Origin of the sequence: Variovorax sp. Root318D1 (assembly GCF_001424835.1) — a bacterium.
Lineage (GTDB): Bacteria > Pseudomonadota > Gammaproteobacteria > Burkholderiales > Burkholderiaceae_C > Variovorax.
In genome coordinates, this window is sequence record NZ_LMCQ01000001.1 from 174,740 (window position 1) to 190,054 (window position 15,315).

General features: G+C 67.1%; 17 protein-coding genes. 9 read left to right on the forward strand and 8 right to left on the reverse strand.

All coding sequences use genetic code 11. From position 1 onward, the window contains the following. Positions 1-35: 35 nt before the first annotated feature. A complete protein-coding gene (locus ASC78_RS00750) occupies positions 36-524 on the reverse strand; it encodes a DUF2231 domain-containing protein (protein ID WP_055795190.1) in 489 nt (162 codons plus the stop codon). Between the two features lie 209 nt (positions 525-733). Here ASC78_RS00750 and ASC78_RS00755 point away from each other — a divergent pair, with 209 nt between their 5' ends. The 7 genes from ASC78_RS00755 (at position 734) to ASC78_RS00785 (ending at position 5,895) form a co-directional block, all read left to right on the forward strand. Beyond that, entirely contained in the window at positions 734-1,117 is a 384-nt protein-coding gene (locus tag ASC78_RS00755; protein ID WP_235504937.1) for a hypothetical protein, read from the forward strand. 118 nt (positions 1,118-1,235) lie between these two features. After that, positions 1,236-1,559, forward strand: coding sequence for a hypothetical protein (locus tag ASC78_RS00760; protein WP_055795194.1), 324 nt, complete (start codon positions 1,236-1,238; stop codon positions 1,557-1,559). Next, positions 1,556-2,980, forward strand: a complete 1,425-nt coding sequence (locus ASC78_RS00765) for a TolC family protein (protein WP_055795196.1) — start codon at positions 1,556-1,558, stop codon at positions 2,978-2,980. The genes ASC78_RS00760 and ASC78_RS00765 overlap by 4 nt, the downstream gene beginning before the upstream one ends. A gap of 38 nt (positions 2,981-3,018) precedes the next feature. Then, positions 3,019-4,434, forward strand: coding sequence for a multicopper oxidase family protein (locus ASC78_RS00770; RefSeq protein WP_055795198.1), 1,416 nt, complete (start codon positions 3,019-3,021; stop codon positions 4,432-4,434). 46 nt (positions 4,435-4,480) lie between these two features. Continuing rightward, the gene (locus tag ASC78_RS00775; RefSeq protein ID WP_055795200.1) at positions 4,481-4,960 is read left to right on the forward strand and encodes a cupredoxin domain-containing protein; all 480 of its coding nucleotides are present in this window, start codon (positions 4,481-4,483) and stop codon (positions 4,958-4,960) included. 30 nt (positions 4,961-4,990) lie between these two features. Beyond that, positions 4,991-5,329, forward strand: a complete 339-nt coding sequence (locus tag ASC78_RS00780) for a copper-binding protein (protein ID WP_055795202.1) — start codon at positions 4,991-4,993, stop codon at positions 5,327-5,329. 140 nt (positions 5,330-5,469) lie between these two features. Continuing rightward, positions 5,470-5,895: a hypothetical protein gene (locus ASC78_RS00785; RefSeq protein ID WP_055795205.1), complete on the forward strand. Its 426-nt coding sequence runs from the start codon at positions 5,470-5,472 to the stop codon at positions 5,893-5,895. Here ASC78_RS00785 and ASC78_RS00790 read toward each other — a convergent pair. From ASC78_RS00790 to ASC78_RS00805, 4 genes are all read right to left on the reverse strand, one after another. Further along, positions 5,864-7,030: a mandelate racemase/muconate lactonizing enzyme family protein gene (locus ASC78_RS00790; RefSeq protein ID WP_055795206.1), complete on the reverse strand. Its 1,167-nt coding sequence runs from the start codon at positions 7,028-7,030 to the stop codon at positions 5,864-5,866. The two genes, ASC78_RS00785 and ASC78_RS00790, sit on opposite strands and share 32 nt — an antisense overlap. Positions 7,031-7,062: 32 nt before the next feature. After that, positions 7,063-7,764: an SDR family NAD(P)-dependent oxidoreductase gene (locus tag ASC78_RS00795; protein ID WP_055795209.1), complete on the reverse strand. Its 702-nt coding sequence runs from the start codon at positions 7,762-7,764 to the stop codon at positions 7,063-7,065. Continuing rightward, complete coding sequence (locus ASC78_RS00800) at positions 7,754-8,725, reverse strand: Bug family tripartite tricarboxylate transporter substrate binding protein (RefSeq protein ID WP_055795211.1); 972 nt, start codon at positions 8,723-8,725, stop codon at positions 7,754-7,756. The genes ASC78_RS00795 and ASC78_RS00800 overlap by 11 nt, the downstream gene beginning before the upstream one ends. Before the next feature lie 65 nt (positions 8,726-8,790). Further along, positions 8,791-9,729: a dihydrodipicolinate synthase family protein gene (locus tag ASC78_RS00805; RefSeq protein ID WP_055795212.1), complete on the reverse strand. Its 939-nt coding sequence runs from the start codon at positions 9,727-9,729 to the stop codon at positions 8,791-8,793. A gap of 112 nt (positions 9,730-9,841) precedes the next feature. Between ASC78_RS00805 and ASC78_RS00810 the strand changes: the two genes are divergently transcribed. Beyond that, positions 9,842-10,804, forward strand: coding sequence for a LysR family transcriptional regulator (locus ASC78_RS00810; protein ID WP_055795213.1), 963 nt, complete (start codon positions 9,842-9,844; stop codon positions 10,802-10,804). A 42-nt stretch (positions 10,805-10,846) separates the two neighbouring features. Here ASC78_RS00810 and ASC78_RS00815 read toward each other — a convergent pair whose 3' ends face one another. From ASC78_RS00815 to ASC78_RS00825, 3 genes are all read right to left on the reverse strand, one after another. Then, a complete protein-coding gene (locus tag ASC78_RS00815; protein ID WP_055795214.1) occupies positions 10,847-11,320 on the reverse strand; it encodes an Lrp/AsnC family transcriptional regulator in 474 nt (157 codons plus the stop codon). 129 nt (positions 11,321-11,449) lie between these two features. After that, entirely contained in the window at positions 11,450-12,583 is a 1,134-nt protein-coding gene (locus ASC78_RS00820; protein WP_055795216.1) for a saccharopine dehydrogenase family protein, read from the reverse strand. A 165-nt stretch (positions 12,584-12,748) separates the two neighbouring features. Next, the gene (locus tag ASC78_RS00825; protein WP_055795218.1) at positions 12,749-13,531 is read right to left on the reverse strand and encodes a DUF899 domain-containing protein; all 783 of its coding nucleotides are present in this window, start codon (positions 13,529-13,531) and stop codon (positions 12,749-12,751) included. 453 nt (positions 13,532-13,984) lie between these two features. Between ASC78_RS00825 and ASC78_RS00830 the strand changes: the two genes are divergently transcribed. After that, the gene (locus ASC78_RS00830) at positions 13,985-15,247 is read left to right on the forward strand and encodes an MFS transporter (RefSeq protein ID WP_055795220.1); all 1,263 of its coding nucleotides are present in this window, start codon (positions 13,985-13,987) and stop codon (positions 15,245-15,247) included. Positions 15,248-15,315: the final 68 nt, after the last annotated feature.

Below are 15,315 nucleotides of genomic sequence, written 5' to 3' on the forward strand. Positions count from 1 at the left end.
GTTTGCCGCGCGGCCTGCTGCAGGAAGAGGCGCCGCTACTTGCCCGGTGCCGTGTGCGGCTTGCGCAACGAACTGGGCGCGTTCAAGTCGGCATCCTCGTCGACGCCGACCGCGAGCCGGTCCACCAGTTCACCACCGAGCCAGGCCGTGACCAGCGCGAGGGCGGCGCCTGCAAAGGCCCAGACCATCTGGCTTGGCACCGGCGCATAGTCCTGGTCGCGCAGCAGGAAGCTCAAGGCGAAGAGAAGCAGCACCACTGCGTTGCCGGCGCCGTGCATGGCGCCGATGCGCTTGGCGCGCGTGCCAGCCGGAATGCTCAGCCAATCGATGGTGCCGAACGGCGCGGCCAAAACACCGCCCACCAGGCCGGCCGCGATCATCCAATACGACACGGCCGCCATGACCTGGCTCCGCCCGGCGAGATATATCAAGTCAAAGACCACTGCCGTGGCCAGCAGCCCGAGCGGAAAAACCACGAGCATCTGGTGCACGGAATGGCCGAGGAAACGAGCTTTTGCATGCATAGGATTACCTCCGTTGCCTGACTGAGCCTTCATCTGAGCCACAACCACCGACATCCCGCGCGGGCCGGGGCCGCCAGTCGGGGTCGGTACTTTCCTACTAACGATGGCGCCGGCCGCCGACTGGATAGACCCACAGGCTAGACGGATGCACCGCTCTATCTACAATCGGGCCGATGCACCGGGTTCGCCTTTTCGTCCTTTGGATCATGATGTTTGCCGTGCCTTTCCAGGCTTACGCGGCGGCAGCCATGGTCTTTTGCGGACCGGGTCATGAGAGTGCGGTGGCCGCGGCGCCGGCCACAGCGGCGGTGCACGGCGATGGGCACGCAGACCATGGTCACCACCATGAGGCTGCCGCGCAAGATGCCAGGCAGCCCGCGCACGACAGTGCCGACACCACCGCCCATGCAGCGCCCGATGCCATGCACAAGTGCAGCACCTGCGGCACATGCGGCGCCTGCCACGCCACCGCTCTGACCAGCACGCTGGAACTCGCGGTGTTCCAGGGCCTGCCCCGCGCCGACCTGGCCGAGCCCGCCACCGCCGTGACCACGGCCGTGCCGCGCCTTCTCGACAAACCTCCTCGCGCCTGAAGCGTTCGTGCGCCTGCGTGCGGCCCGGCCACGGGCTGCCGCGAGCGCGCATGCATCGCCTGCGTCATGCCCCGTTGGGCAGCTTCGACGCACTCGTTCATGAACACGCGAGGACGCCATGTTCCATTCATCGCCGGCCGGTTGGCTGGCTCTACTTTCCGCTTTCGCGGCATTGTCTGCAGCGGCGCAGCCCGCGCCGACGGTCCTGAATTACAAGTCCGCGCTCGAGGGCTACCGGCCCTTCGCCGACGAAAAACCAATTCCGTGGAAGGAGGCCAACGAAACGGTCTACCGCCGCGGCGGCTGGCAGGCCTACGCCAAGGAGGCTGCTGAGGGCACGCCGCCGGCGGCCGCCGAATCGTCCAAGGGCGCAGCAGCGGATGCACCCGCCGCACACCAGGGCCATGCGATGCCGATGCCGGCGAAGAAGGAGCAGCCATGAAGCGCGCGTTGCGCCTTTCGGCTGTCGCCGTCGCGGCCGCCTTTCTTGCCGGCTGCGCTTCGGTGGGCATCGACGACGCCCTGCAGGACACGAATACGCAGGCACAGCGGTTCACCGGCGGCAAGCTCGAACTCAGCCGCACGCAAGAGCAGCGGGACCGCCGCGCAGCGCTGGCGCAGGAGCTGCTGTCCAAGCCGCTGTCGCAAGGCGACGCGGTGCAGCTCGCGCTGGCCAACAGCCCGGCGGTGCAGGCCCTGGTCGCGCAGAGCTGGGGTGAGATGGCCGCGGCCAACCAGACGGGCCGGATGCCCAACCCGATGTTCACCTTCGAGCGCATGCGCCTTGGCAGCGAACTCGAGATCGGGCGGCTGCTGTCCTTCGGCCTCGTCGATCTCATCCTGCTGCCGCAGCGCCTGTCCATCTCGCGCAGCCAGTCCGCGCAGGCCAAGGTGCAGCTCACCGGCGCCGTGGTGGATCAGGTCACGCAAGTGCGGCAGGCGTGGGTGCGCGCCGTTGCCACGCAGCAGATGCTGCAATACGCGGAGCAGGTCAACCGCTCGGCCCAAGCCAGCGCGGAACTTGCGCGCCGCATGCAGCAGATCGGCAACTTCAGCAAGCTCCAGCGCGCGCGCCAGCAGGTGTTCTATGCCGACGCGACCACGCAGCTGGCGTCCGCGCAGCATGCCGCCACCGCCGCGCGCGAGGAGCTGGTGCGTGCGTTGGGCCTGGACGATGCGCAGGCCGCACAACTGGCCTTGCCCGATCGGCTGCCCGATCTGCCCAAGGCGCCGCGCGAGCCCAAGGAAGTGGCCGCCACCGCGACCGAGCAGCGCCTGGACGTGCAGCTGGCGCGTGCGCAGCTGGACGTGGCGGGCAAGTCGCAAGGCATCAACCTGCTGTCGACCTTCATCGACGTGGAGGTGGGCGGCCGGCGCGACACGGTGTTCGACAACGCCGAAGGCACGAAGAGCACGCGGCGCGGCTTCGAGCTCGACATCCGGCTGCCGCTGTTCGACTGGGGCTCGGCGCAGCGCGATGCGCTGAACGCGCAGTCGCTGGCCGCGGCCAACCGCTACGACGCGGCGGTGCGCGGCGCCTCGTCGCAATTGCGCGAAGGCTACTCGGCGTACCGCACGGCCTACGACATTGCGCGGCACTACCGCGACGAGATCGTGCCGCTGCGCCAGTCCATGGCCGACGAGAACGTGCTTCGTTACAACGGCATGCTGATCGGCGTGTTCGAACTCTTGGCCGAAGCGCGCGACCAGATCGCCAGCGTGAGCAACGCCATCAACGCGCAGCAGCAGTTCTGGCTGGCCGACGCCGCATTGGCTGCGTCGGAGATCGGCAAGCCGACGGCCGTGGGGGCCTCGACGGCCAGTGCGGCTGGTGAAGCCGCCTCTGCCGGTGCGGCCCACTGAGCGCTGCGTCCGGTCCACAAAAAGACATTCGAAACGACATGACAAACAGACGCAATTTCCTGAGCGGTGCGGGTGCCATCACGGGCGCCATCGCTGCCGCGAGCGTGAGCAAGGTGGCCATGGCCGCGTTGCCCGAGCCCGTCACCCAGACGACGCCCAACACCATGCCCCCGTTCGTGCCTTCGAGCGGACGGTCCTACAACCCCGTGGTCACGCTCAACGGATGGACGCTGCCCTGGCGCATGAACAACGGTGTGAAGGAGTTCCATCTGGTGGCCGAACCCGTGGTGCGCGAAATGGCCCCCGGCTTCAAGGCCAACCTGTGGGGCTACAACGGCCAGTCGCCCGGCCCGACCATCGAAGTGGTGGAAGGCGACAGGGTGCGGATCTTCGTGACCAACAAGCTGCCCGAGCACACCAGCGTGCATTGGCACGGCCAGCGCCTGCCCAACGGCATGGACGGCGTCTCCGGCCTCACGCAGCCGCCGATCAAGCCCGGCAAGACTTTCGTCTACGAGTTCGTCGCGCGCCGGCCCGGCACCTTCATGTACCACCCGCATGCCGACGAGATGACGCAGATGGCGATGGGCATGATGGGTTTCTGGGTGACGCATCCGAAGGCCGAGCATCCGCTGATCGACAAGGTGGACCGCGACTTCGTGTTTCTGCTCAACGCCTACGACGTGGAGCCCGGGAGCGCCACGCCCAAGATCATGACGATGCTGGACTTCAACCTCTGGTCCTGGAACAGCCGGATCTTTCCAGGCATCGATTCGCTCAACGTCAGGTTGAACGACAAGGTGCGCATCCGCATCGGCAACCTGACGATGACGAACCACCCGATGCATCTGCACGGGCATGAATTTCTCGTCACCGGCACTGACGGCGGGCCCACGCCCAAGAGCACGCGCCACTACGAGGTGACCACCGACGTGGCGGTTGGCCAGATGCGCCAGCTCGAATTCGTGGCCGACGAGGAGGGCGACTGGGCCTTTCATTGCCACAAGAGCCATCACACCATGAACGCGATGGGCCACGACGTGCCCACGCTGATCGGCCTCGACCACAAGGACATGGTCAAGCAGATCACGAACCTGGTGCCCGACTACATGGTGATGGGCGAACGCGGCATGGCCGACATGGGCGAGATGGAGATGCCGATTCCCGACAACACCGCGCGAATGATGACCGGCGAAGGGCCGTTCGGATCGGTCGAGATGGGCGGCATGTTCAGCGTGGTGAAGGTGCGAAAGAACCAGAAGGCCGGGGACTATTCGAACCCCGGCTGGTTCAAGCATCCCAAAGGCACCGTCGCCTACGAATTCGATGGTTCGCTGCCCGAAACCTCGCGCCGGCGCGATGCCGGCCCAGCCGCAATGCCGGCCCAGAACATGCCCGCCAAGAACATCGAAGTGAAGGTTCGCAAGCCCGGCAGCGGCCACGCGGGGCACTGAGTTCACCGACCTCTTTTTCACAACCTCCAACCCTCAGAAGGAAATCATGAAACACACGTTCCGCAACACCGCCTTCGTCGCGCTTCTGGCCCTTGCGGCCGTTGGCGCCTCCGCTGCCGGCAATCACGCCGGTGGCCATGGCGACGCCGATGAAGCCATCGGCAAACCCGGCGCGGCCGCCAAGGCCACGCGAACCATCAACGTCGACATGACCGACGGCATGCGCTTCACGCCCGCAGACGTCCGCGTGAAGCAGGGCGAGACCGTTCGCTTCGTCGTCAAGAACTCGGGGCAGCTGAAGCACGAGCTCGTGCTCGGCACCCAGAAAGAGCTCAAGGAGCACTACGAAGCCATGAAGAAGAACCCCGAGATGGAACATGCCGACCCGAACATGGTGACCCTGGCTGCCGGCAAGAGCGGCGAGATCGTGTGGCAGTTCACCAAGGCCGGCAAGGTCGATTTCGCATGCCTGCAGCCCGGCCACTACGACGCCGGCATGAAGGGCGCCGTGACGGTGGCCAAGTAAACCCGACAAGCTTTCAGGAGATACACACCTATGTCGAAGATTCGCATTTCATTCATGGCCGCCGTGGCCGCTTTGGCCTTTGCAGGCGCTGCCGTGGCGCAATCGGCCAACGCAGACGTGCCCGCCGCCAGGCAATCAGCGGCCTCTGATCTCACCGATGGCGAGATCCGCAAGGTCGACAAGGACAACAAGAAGCTCACCATCAAGCACGGCCCGCTGAAGAGCCTGGACATGCCCAGCATGACCATGGTCTTTGCAGTGAGCGACGAGAGCGTGCTCGACAAGTTCCAGGCCGGCGACAAGGTGCGATTCGATGCTGGAAAGATGGACGGCAAGATCGTCGTCACGCGCATCGAACCCGCGCGCTGAGCTTCAGTAGGTAGTCGCGCCCGCCGATGAGTCAAGGGTAGGGCGATTTGTGGGCCGTCCCTTGATCCTGCGCAAGCCCGCGCGCACCGGGCGCCGCCAAGATGGGCCATCGGCACAACAGATCCTGGAGGCACTCGATCATGGGCAACGACTTCACCTTCCCGTTGGCACTTTGCAAGGCGCAGTGGAGCATCGGGCTGCACGCGCTGGCAGCGCTCGAGACCTGTGGTGCGCAGAGCCTGGCGCTCGGCGCGCAATTGCTGGAGGACGCCAGCGCGAGCCGCCGCGCCGATGCCGATGCCGCATCGCGCGCCGCGGATTGGCGGGCATTGGGAATGCTGCCGACGAGCATGTTCTGGCGCGCCGTGGCGGACTGGGCGCCGCCTCTCGCGCAGGCGCCGGATCGTCGCGGTGACGCCGTCGTTCAAGCTTTTCGCACGGCTGGCACCGACCCGCCGCGACAGGTCGTGGTGCGCGATGCCTTGCGCACGCTGGACGAAGTGCTGAATGCCCCCGGGCACCCGAGGAGGTCCGCTATCCCGCCAACGCACGCATCTCCGCAATGAGATCGGCCTTGCCCTCGAAGCCGATGCCCGGCAGCGGCGGCAGCGTGACGTAGCCGTTCTGTACCTTCACGCCGTCGGGGAAGCCGCCGTAGGGCTGAAACAGGTCGGGGTAGCTCTCGTTGCCGCCGAGGCCCAGGCCTGCGGCAATGGCCAGCGACATCTGGTGGCCGCCGTGCGGGATGCAGCGCGAGGGCGACCAGCCGTTCGCTTTCAGCATGTCGAGCGTGCGCAGGTATTCGACGAGGCCGTAGCTCAGCGCGCAGTCGAACTGCAGCCAGTCGCGGTCGGGTCGCATGCCGCCGTGGCGGATGAGGTTGCGCGCGTCCTGCATCGAGAACAGGTTCTCTCCAGTGGCCATGGGGCCGGCGTACACCTCGCCGAGCTTGGCCTGCAGTTCGTAGTCGAGCGGGTCGCCGGCTTCCTCGTACCAGAAGAGCGGGTACTGCGATAGCGCGCGGCCGTAGTCGATGGCGGTGGGCAGATCGAAGCGGCCATTGGCGTCCACGGCGAGCTGCTGGCCCGGGCCGAGGATCTTGAGCACTGACTCGATGCGTTCGCAGTCTTCGGCGAGCGTGGCGCCGCCGATCTTCATCTTCACGACCGAGTACCCGCGCTCGAGGTAGCTGGTCATTTCGCGCTGCAGGCCTTCGACGCCCTTGCCGGGGTAGTAGTAGCCGCCCGCGGCATAGACGAATACGCGCGGGTCGGGCGTGCCGCTGCCGTAGCGCTCGGCCAGCAGCTGGTACAGCGGCTTGCCGGCGATCTTGGCGACCGCGTCCCACACGGCCATGTCGATGGTTCCCACGGCCACCGAGCGCTCGCCGTGGCCGCCGGGCTTCTCGTTGATCATCATGCGGGCCCAGATCTTGTGCGGATCGAGGTTGTCGCCAGTTTCGTCGAGGAGCGACGCGGGCTCGGCCTCGAGAATGCGCGGCAGGAAGCGTTCACGGATCAGGCCGCCCTGGCCGTAGCGTCCGTTGGAGTTGAAGCCGTAGCCCACCACCGGCCGGCCATCGCGGATCACGTCGGTGACCACCGCAACCAGGCTCAGGGTCATCTTCGAGAAGTCGATGTAGGCGTTGCGGATGTCCGACTTGATGGGACGCGTGGACTCGAGGACGTTGACGATTTTCATGGTCGTTTGCAAAAAGAAGATGAGGGAAACAGTCAGAGGTGCAGCGACGATCCGCCGCAGATGGCGATGTCCTGGCCCGTGATGGCCGCGGCCGGCGCAGAAAGAAGGAAGGCGACCAGCGCGGCGATCTCCGCGGGCTCGATGAGCCGGCCGATGGGCGGCAGGCGCGGTGCGCTGCCTGCGCGCGCCGGGTCCTGCAGCATCGCGGTCTGTGTTGCGCCGGGCGACACCACGTTGACGGTGACGCCGCTTGCCGCCACCTCGGCCGCCCAACTGCGCGCGAGCGCGATCAGCGCTGCCTTGGTGGCGGCGTACTGGCCGCGGCCCGGAAGGCCTTGCGCCACACGGCTGCCGATGAACACCACGCGGCCTCGGCCGCGCGCAGCCATCGCGGGCACGATGGCATTGGCCAGCCGCGTGGCGGCGTCCACATGCAGGCGCCACATCAGTTCGCCCCCCGCATGGTCGAGCTGCCCGAGCGGTCCCACGCGCAGCACGCCGGCTGCGTGCACGAGCGCGTCGGCGTCTTGCAGTTCGGCTGCGGCACGCGCGATGGCGTCGGCCTCAGACAGGTCGACCGCCACGTGCGCGAAGCGATCGTGCGAGAGCGTCGGCGCCGCAAGGTCAAGTCCGCTCACGCGCCAGCCGCCTTCGAGCAAGTGCGATGCGATGGCGCGGCCGATGCCGCCGCTGCTGCCCGTCACGACGGCGAGCGGGGCTGTTTCATTCGACACGGATGTTGCCCTCGACAATGATCTTCTTCGAGCGCTCCATGTCGGCCTGCTGGAACTTCACGAAGTCGTCGACGCTGCCCGGCGTGAGCAGCAGCCCCTGTGCGTTCAGCGTCTCGCGCATGTCGGTGGCCAGCGCCTTGTTCACTTCGGCATTGAGCCGTTGCGTGATCGCGGCCGGCAACTTGGCCGGGCCCCACAGGCCATACCAGCTATAGAACTCGTAGCCTGGAATGCTCTCGCCTACCGTGGGCACGTTCGGCAGGCTGGTGGCGCGCGCGGCCGAGGTGACGGCCACCACGCGCAGCATGCCGCTCTTGTGGTACTGCAGCGAGCCGAGGATCGGGTCGATGAAGCCGTCGATCTGCCCGCCGATCAAGTCCTGGAAGGCCGGTGCCGTGCCCTTGTACGGCACGATCAGGTAGTCGAGCTGGCCCGCGCGCTTGAGCAGTTCCGTCGACAGGTGGCCCGCCGAGCCGATCGAACCAACTGCGAAGGTCATCTTGCCCGGGTTCGCCTTCGCGTACGCGATGAGCGACTTGACGTCGGTGATCGGCAGGTTCTTGTTGATGGCGACCGACAGCGGCGCCTTGGCGACCAATGCCACCGGCGTGAAGTCCCTCACGATCTCGTAGGGTACCGACTTCATGGTCATGGGCGCCGTCGTGAAGGTCGAGGCGTTGAACAGCAGCGTGTAGCCGTCCGCCGGTGCCTTCGACACCACGTCGGCGCCGATCACGCCGTTGCCGCCGGGCTTGTTCTCCACGATGAAGGGTTGGCCCGTCTGGTCGCCGAGCTTCTGCGCGAGCAGGCGGCCGACGGTGTCGAGCGTGCCGCCGGGCGGAAACGGGATCACCACGCGCACCGGCCGGCTCGGCCAGGGCTGCGCCTGTGCAAAGCCTGGGGCTGCCGCGGCAAGCGCGAGGGCGGCGAACGTCGCGCGCAGGAAATGGTTGCGTTGCATGTCTCTTGTCTCCTTCTGGTTGTTCGGGCGAGGCACAGGCCACGCTGGGCCGTGCGCTTTTTCTCTCAGCGCTTCGACAGGCCGGCCTGCGCGACCGCGGCGCGCAGCGCGTCCATCTCTTGCGCATTCGGCGCTTCGGTCGGCGGGCGCACCGTGGCGTTGGCGAGCACGCCGGCCAGGTACATGCCGCCCTTCATGCGCGCATGCGCCTCGCCCGTGGGTTCGCCGCCGCCGTACACGGCGTCCTTCAGCGGCGTGATGAGGGCCTGCACCGCCATGGCCTTCTTCAGGTCGCCGGCCTTGACCGCGTTCCACAGGTCGATGATCAGTTGCGGAATGAAGGTCGCAAAACCGACCAGCGCGCCATCCACACCCTGCACCATCGAAGCCAGCAGGTACTCGTCGTGGCAGGTGAGGATGGCCTTGGACGCGTCGGCCTCGCGGATCGCCTGAATGTCGCGGGCGTACTTGTTCATGTCGCGCTGGCCGACCTTGAAGGCCTGCAGGTAGGGCAGGCGAGCCAGCTCGGCCAGCAGCTGCGACGAATATGAAGCGCGGGTCCAGGCCGGGTACACGTGGCAGACCAGGTCCAGTTCCGGCGCGGCGCGGTGAATGGCCTCGAAGTACTGCAGCGCATGGCCCGGCGTGAAGCCGAAGCGCAGCCAATGGTGCGGCGGCATCACGTCGAGCGCCACGGCGCCGGCGGCTGCAGCGGCACGCGCATGCTCGGCGGCTTCGGCCAGGCCCTCGCACACGATCGACGAGATCACCGGCGTGCGGCCGCGCAGCTCGTCGGCCACGATGCGGGTCACCTCGGCGCGCTCGGCCGGGGTGAGCGAGAACACCTCGCCGGTGTGGCCGTTGGTCATGATCGCCACCACGCCGTCATGGCCGGCGAGCCAGGAAGCGAGCTTGCGCAGCGCCGGCTCGTCGATGCGGTGATCGGTGGTGAACGGGCAGGAAATGGCGGGGATGATCCCGCGATAATTCGCGATGGAAGGCATGCAGTGTCTCCGTTGTGGTTCAAGGTGCAGGAATGGGTGCATCTTTTGCCGACGGGGCAGGCGCCGTCCAATACTCGAATCGCATACAACTATTCAACCGATCGCGCAGCGCATGGGCCCCGGCAACCGACCTCTCGATCTCGAATGGCTGGAAGATTTCATCGCCCTGGCCGAGAGCGGCAATTTCTCGCGCGCGGCGCTGGCGCGCTCCATCGCCCAGCCCGCGTTCAGCCGGCACATCCGCGCGCTCGAGGAATGGGTGGGTGTCGACCTGTTCGACCGCAGCGCGCACCCGGCGGCGCTCACCGCGGCGGGCAGGCGCCTCCAGCCGCTGCTGCAGGAGGTGCTGGCCGCCCTGGAGGCCGCCCGCATCAAGGCGCGCGCCGCACACGACATGGCTGCCGCGAGCCTGAGCTTTGCCGCCACGCACGTGCTCTCTCTGACCTTCTTTCCGCGCTGGCTGGGCAGCGTTGAGGCGCGGCTGAGCCTGGGGCCGATTCAGACCATTTCCGACAGCTCGCAGGCCTGCGAAGACCTGATGCTGCAGCGACGCGTGCAGTTCGTGCTGTGCCACGGCCATGCCGGCGTGCCGGGCCGGCTCGACGAGGCGCAATACCCCATGCAGCGCCTGAGCGAGGACGTGCTGCTACCTGTGGCAGCGCCGGATGCGAGCGGTGCGCCCTTGCATGCGCTGGGCGCGGATCAGGCGCCTTCGGTGCTGGCGTACAGCGAGGCGTCCGGCCTCGGCCGGATCATGCGGGCGATCCAGGACAGCGAGTTCGGCAAGGACTTCGCGCCTTCGCTGCCGGTGGTCTTTACGGCTCACCATGCCGTGCTGCTGCGCACCATGGCACTCGAAGGGCGTGGCCTGGCGTGGCTGCCCATGAGCCTGGTCGCGGACGACCTGCGCAGCGGCGCGCTGGTGGACGCGGGAGCGGGCGGCTGGCGCGTGCCGGTGGACATCCGGCTGTACCGGCAGGCCGCGCACATGGCACCCGTGGCCGAGGCGCTGTGGCAACTGGTGGCCGATGGCACCGAAGCCGGCCCGACGGAGGTCAGCGCCCGAGCGCCCTGAACACGCCGCCGGTGTCACCGAAGGCATCCGGTGCGGCCGCAGTCATGGCACGGGCTCCGGCACCGTGGAGATGGCGCTTCGGCGGTCGATCTTCTGGCTCAGCACGATGGAGGTCTGCGTCTGGTGGATGCCGTCGAGCTGGCCGAGCTGGTCCAGCAGCACGTCCAGTTTCTCGGGCGTCTCGCAGCGCAGGAAGACCATGTAGTCGAACTGTCCGCTCACGGCCGAGAGCTCTTCCACCTCCGGCAAGCGCTCGAGCGCCCGGATCACGGCCGGGGCGCTCTTCGCATTGACGCTGATGCCGCAGATCGCCCGCACCGCGGCTTGCTCGAGCCTTTGCCCGAGGCGCACGCCGTAGCCCGCGACCACGCCTTCGCGCTCGAGCCGGGCAATGCGCGCGACCACCGTGGTGCGCGCGATCTTGAGCTTTCGCGCCAGGTTGGCCGCGGGCTCGCGGGCGTTGGCCTGCAGCAGGCTCAGCAGGTGTCGGTCGAGATCATCCAGTCTTCCATCCATCGCACGGTCTCCTCGAATTCGAGTGATTTGACCGGGATGCTAAGGCAGTGCACGAAGGGACGCCCACGCGGTCGAGCCGCGGCGGTGCCGGGGATGTGCGTGCCCCGGCGGCGGGCGCGTGCGAAGTGCTCAGGCTTCGGCCGCCTCTTTGTGTGCGGGGCTCGAAGCGCTTGCGCCTAGGCCCTGGTAGTAGTGGCCCACGCGCGTCGAGAGAAACTCTTCGAGCCGTGCCTGCTCCTGCCCGACGAAACCGGCGCTCGGCAGCTTTCCCTGCAGAAGAAGCTCCAGCACGCCGACCACGCCGGCGGCCGTGGTGAGCTCGATGGCGGTGCGCTCCTTGCCGCGAAGCGTGGCGCCGAAGACGCGGCCCACGCGGGTTTCCTGTTCGAAGCGGCCCTCGCGCAGGCCCGAGGCCGAAGCGAACACGATGACGACGTCCTCGCGGCTGTGCGGCACGGCGTGCTCCAGCACTTGGCGCAGCAGGTCGCGCCGCTCGATCAAGCGCAGGTCATGGAGCAGGAAGTTCATCGCATCGCGATGTCCCGGATAGCGGATGGTCTTGTAGTCGAGATTGCGCACCTTGCCGCGCAAGGTCTCGCACAGCGTGCCCAGACCGCCCGAAGTGTTGAAGGCCTCGAAGGCCTCGGCATCCAGCGTGAAGGTCTCATGGCCTTCGAGCGGCTGCACCGAAACGAGCTGGCCGTTGACGATCGCGTCGCAAGCATTGCAGTACTCGTTGATGACGCCGTCGATGCTCCAGGTGAAGTTGTAGCGAAGGCTGTTGGTGGCGTTGCGCGTCAGCGCACCGACGCGAAGGCGCAGGTCGTACAGCTCGTCGAAGTCTCCCGCCAGATGGCCGCCGAGCATCCCGATCACGCCGGGCGCCAGGCCGCTTTGCGGCATCAGCACCGAGGTGGCATCGCTGGACAGCTGGCGGATGGCGTGGGTCGCGGCCACATCCTCGGTGAGGTCGAAGTAGTGCACGCCCAGCCTGGCCGCCTGCGTGGCGACGCGCGCGGCGAGGAAGAAAGGCAATGCATTGATGACCACGGTGTGCGCGGCCAACTCGCCGGCGAGCGCGGTGTCGTCTTCCACGTTCAACGTGATCCGCCGGACCAGCGGATCGCTGGACGGTTTGCCCGCAAGTTGGTCGGCCAGCGTCACGGGCACACGGTGGTATTCGGCCACCATGTCGGCCACCGTACTGCCCACCTTTCCTGCGCCAAGAACCAGAACGTTCCTGAGTTGTAGCTGCTTCGACATTTTGTTCTCCAAGGAGCAATGGCTCCGTGAAGAAAAATGTAGAAGCAATGGCTGGCAGCCGCCAGAGAGCAGAACGTCGAAAGCGCCAGCCGTTTCGTCGCTTCGACCAACTCAGGTGACGATTCGAAGCGCTGCCGTTGTGGATCTAGGAACTTGGCCGTGCCGTCATTCGCGTTGGGCCCGGAACGCGGCTTCTCCGGCATCCGACACCTCGACCCATTTCTTGTCGGGCACGGCTTCCACCGTGTAGTTGTCGTGCCAGTTCCACCACTTGTAGGTCGGCGTTTGCGGATAGCCCTCGGGCGAATCTTCCCAGACCTCCTGCCGGCCCAGCGGCGTGATGTCGAGGTAGTTCCAGGTGTTGCCCATCTGCTCGTCGCCGCGGTTGTTGAGAAAGTAGGTGCGGAACACGCGGCCGCCATCGCGGAAGAACACGTTGGTGCCGTGCCACTCGTCGACGCCGAAGTCGGCATCGAAACTGTCGGTGAGGGTGAACCACGGGATCTCCCATCCCATGCGCGCCTTGAGCCGCGCGATGTCTGTCTGCGGCGCACGCGAAACGAAGATAAGCGTGGTGTCGCGCGCATTGAGGTGGGCGACGTGGGCAACCTGGTCGGCCACCATGGAGCAGCCCCGGCAGGCGTGGTCGGGCCAGCCGAACACGCCGGGCTCGAAGAAGGCGCGGTAGACGATCAACTGGCGCCGGCCGTCGAACAGGTCGAGCAGGCTGGCCTTGCCTGCGGGTCCCTCGAATGCATACGCTTTATCCACTGCCATCCAAGGCATTCGCCGGCGTTCGGCGGCCAGCGCATCGCGTGCGCGGGTCTGGGCCTTTTCCTTCACGAGCAGTTGTTCGCGCGCAGCCTCCCACGCCTGGGGCGATACGACGGGCGGCGTCTGCATGGCGGGCTGGCCGCCTCCGGGGCCGTTCTCGGTTGAGGTACTCATCCTGGAATCTCCTGGTTGGGCGAATGTCCGTACCTCAAGTGAAGCGCGATGCCATCCGCGGCTTGCTCGTCGCTCGTGGTCGAGCCCGGAGAGACAGTTTGGCGCGGCCGCTCGAAAATTGGGAGTAACAAGTGTGGCGGGATTGCAGGTGCGACGCCGATCGCAACAGGGGTGCGAACGAGTGTCGCCGCGGACAGCAGCGCAAGCGACTCGGCACAGCCCGCTCTGCTACGATCTGCCCACGGGAAAACAGCCTCCCGTTCTGCAAAGTCAGACGGTGTTCCGTCCAAGTGCTGGTGACCCAACGGAGCTTTTCGTGGACACCGCCTTGCCTGACACACCTCCTGCGCTTTCTGCGCGCCTGCACACCGTTTTCTTCACCGGAGCTCCGCGCTTCTGGCCCAAACGAGGGTTCGCGAGCCTTCACGGAATTGCCTCCATGAAGGAGGCGCGATGAGTGCGACTCGCTTCTCCTTTCCCGGGATCTTGCTGGCGCGCCTGCTGCCTCCCGGCGTCGATCCCGGTGCCTTGCCCTTGCTTGCCGCACGCGGGCTGCGCGCCTTCGGAGACGGCTACATGGCGGTGCTGCTGCCAGCCTATCTGCTGTCGATCGGGCTCGGCACGCTCGAGGTGGGTATCGTCAGCACGGCGACGATGCTGGGCTCCGCGCTCGCCACGCTCGGGGTCGGCGCCTGGGGGTATCGATTCGCGGGCGGGCGACTGCTTCGCTGGGCGGCGTTGCTGATGGCGGCCACGGGCCTCGGCTTTGCGGGGCTGACGTCGTTCTGGCCGCTGCTGGTCGTCGCGCTGGTCGGCACACTCAATCCCAGTTCAGGCGATGTCAGCGTGTTTCTCCCGCTCGAGCATGCCCGCCTGGCCGCAGCGGCACAAGGCCACGCGCGCACGGCGCTGTTCGCGCGCTACAGCCTCACGGGTGCGTTGTGTGCAGCCCTGGGTGCGCTGGCGGCCGCCGTGCCGGACTGGCTCGTTCGGCACAGCGAGTTCGCGCGGCTCGATGCACTGCGCGGCATGTTCGTCTTCTACGGCGCGATCGGGCTCGCTGTCTTCTGGCTCTACCGAAATCTGCCGGCACATGCTGGCGCCGGCAACGCGGACAGCATGTCTGTCGCACCGGCTCCGCTCGGGCCGTCGCGCCGGGTTGTGATGCGGTTGGCGGCGCTCTTCAGCGTCGATTCGTTTGCCGGTGGACTGGCGATCAACGCCCTGATGTCACTGTGGCTGCTGGAGCGATTCGGCTTTTCGTTGACACAGGCCGGCGTGTTCTTCTTCTGGACCGGCCTGCTCGGTGCGGCGTCGCAGCTCGCGGCACCGGTGGTCGCCCAGCGCATCGGCTTGCTCAACACCATGGTCTTCACGCACCTGCCGGCCAACGTCTGCCTCGTGCTGGCCGCGTTGGCGCCCAGCCTGCCGGTCGCGCTCGGACTGCTGATGGTTCGCAGCGCACTGTCGTCGATGGACGTGCCCACGCGAACGGCCTACGTGATGGCGGTCGTCACGCCCGCGGAGCGCAGCGCCGCCGCGAGCTTCACTGCCGTGCCGCGCAGCCTCGCCGCGGCCATCAGCCCGACGATCAGCGGGGCGCTGTTTGCAGCCGGATGGATCTCGTTGCCGCTGATCGCCTGCGGGCTGCTCAAGATCTCCTACGACCTCGCGCTCTGGCGTGCCATGCGGCGGGACCGGGTCGACGGGGAGTGACCTGCCGCGTCCGATCTGCGGTCCCGATCCGACATGGCGGTGGTCACGGCCGCGACTGATGCAACGCC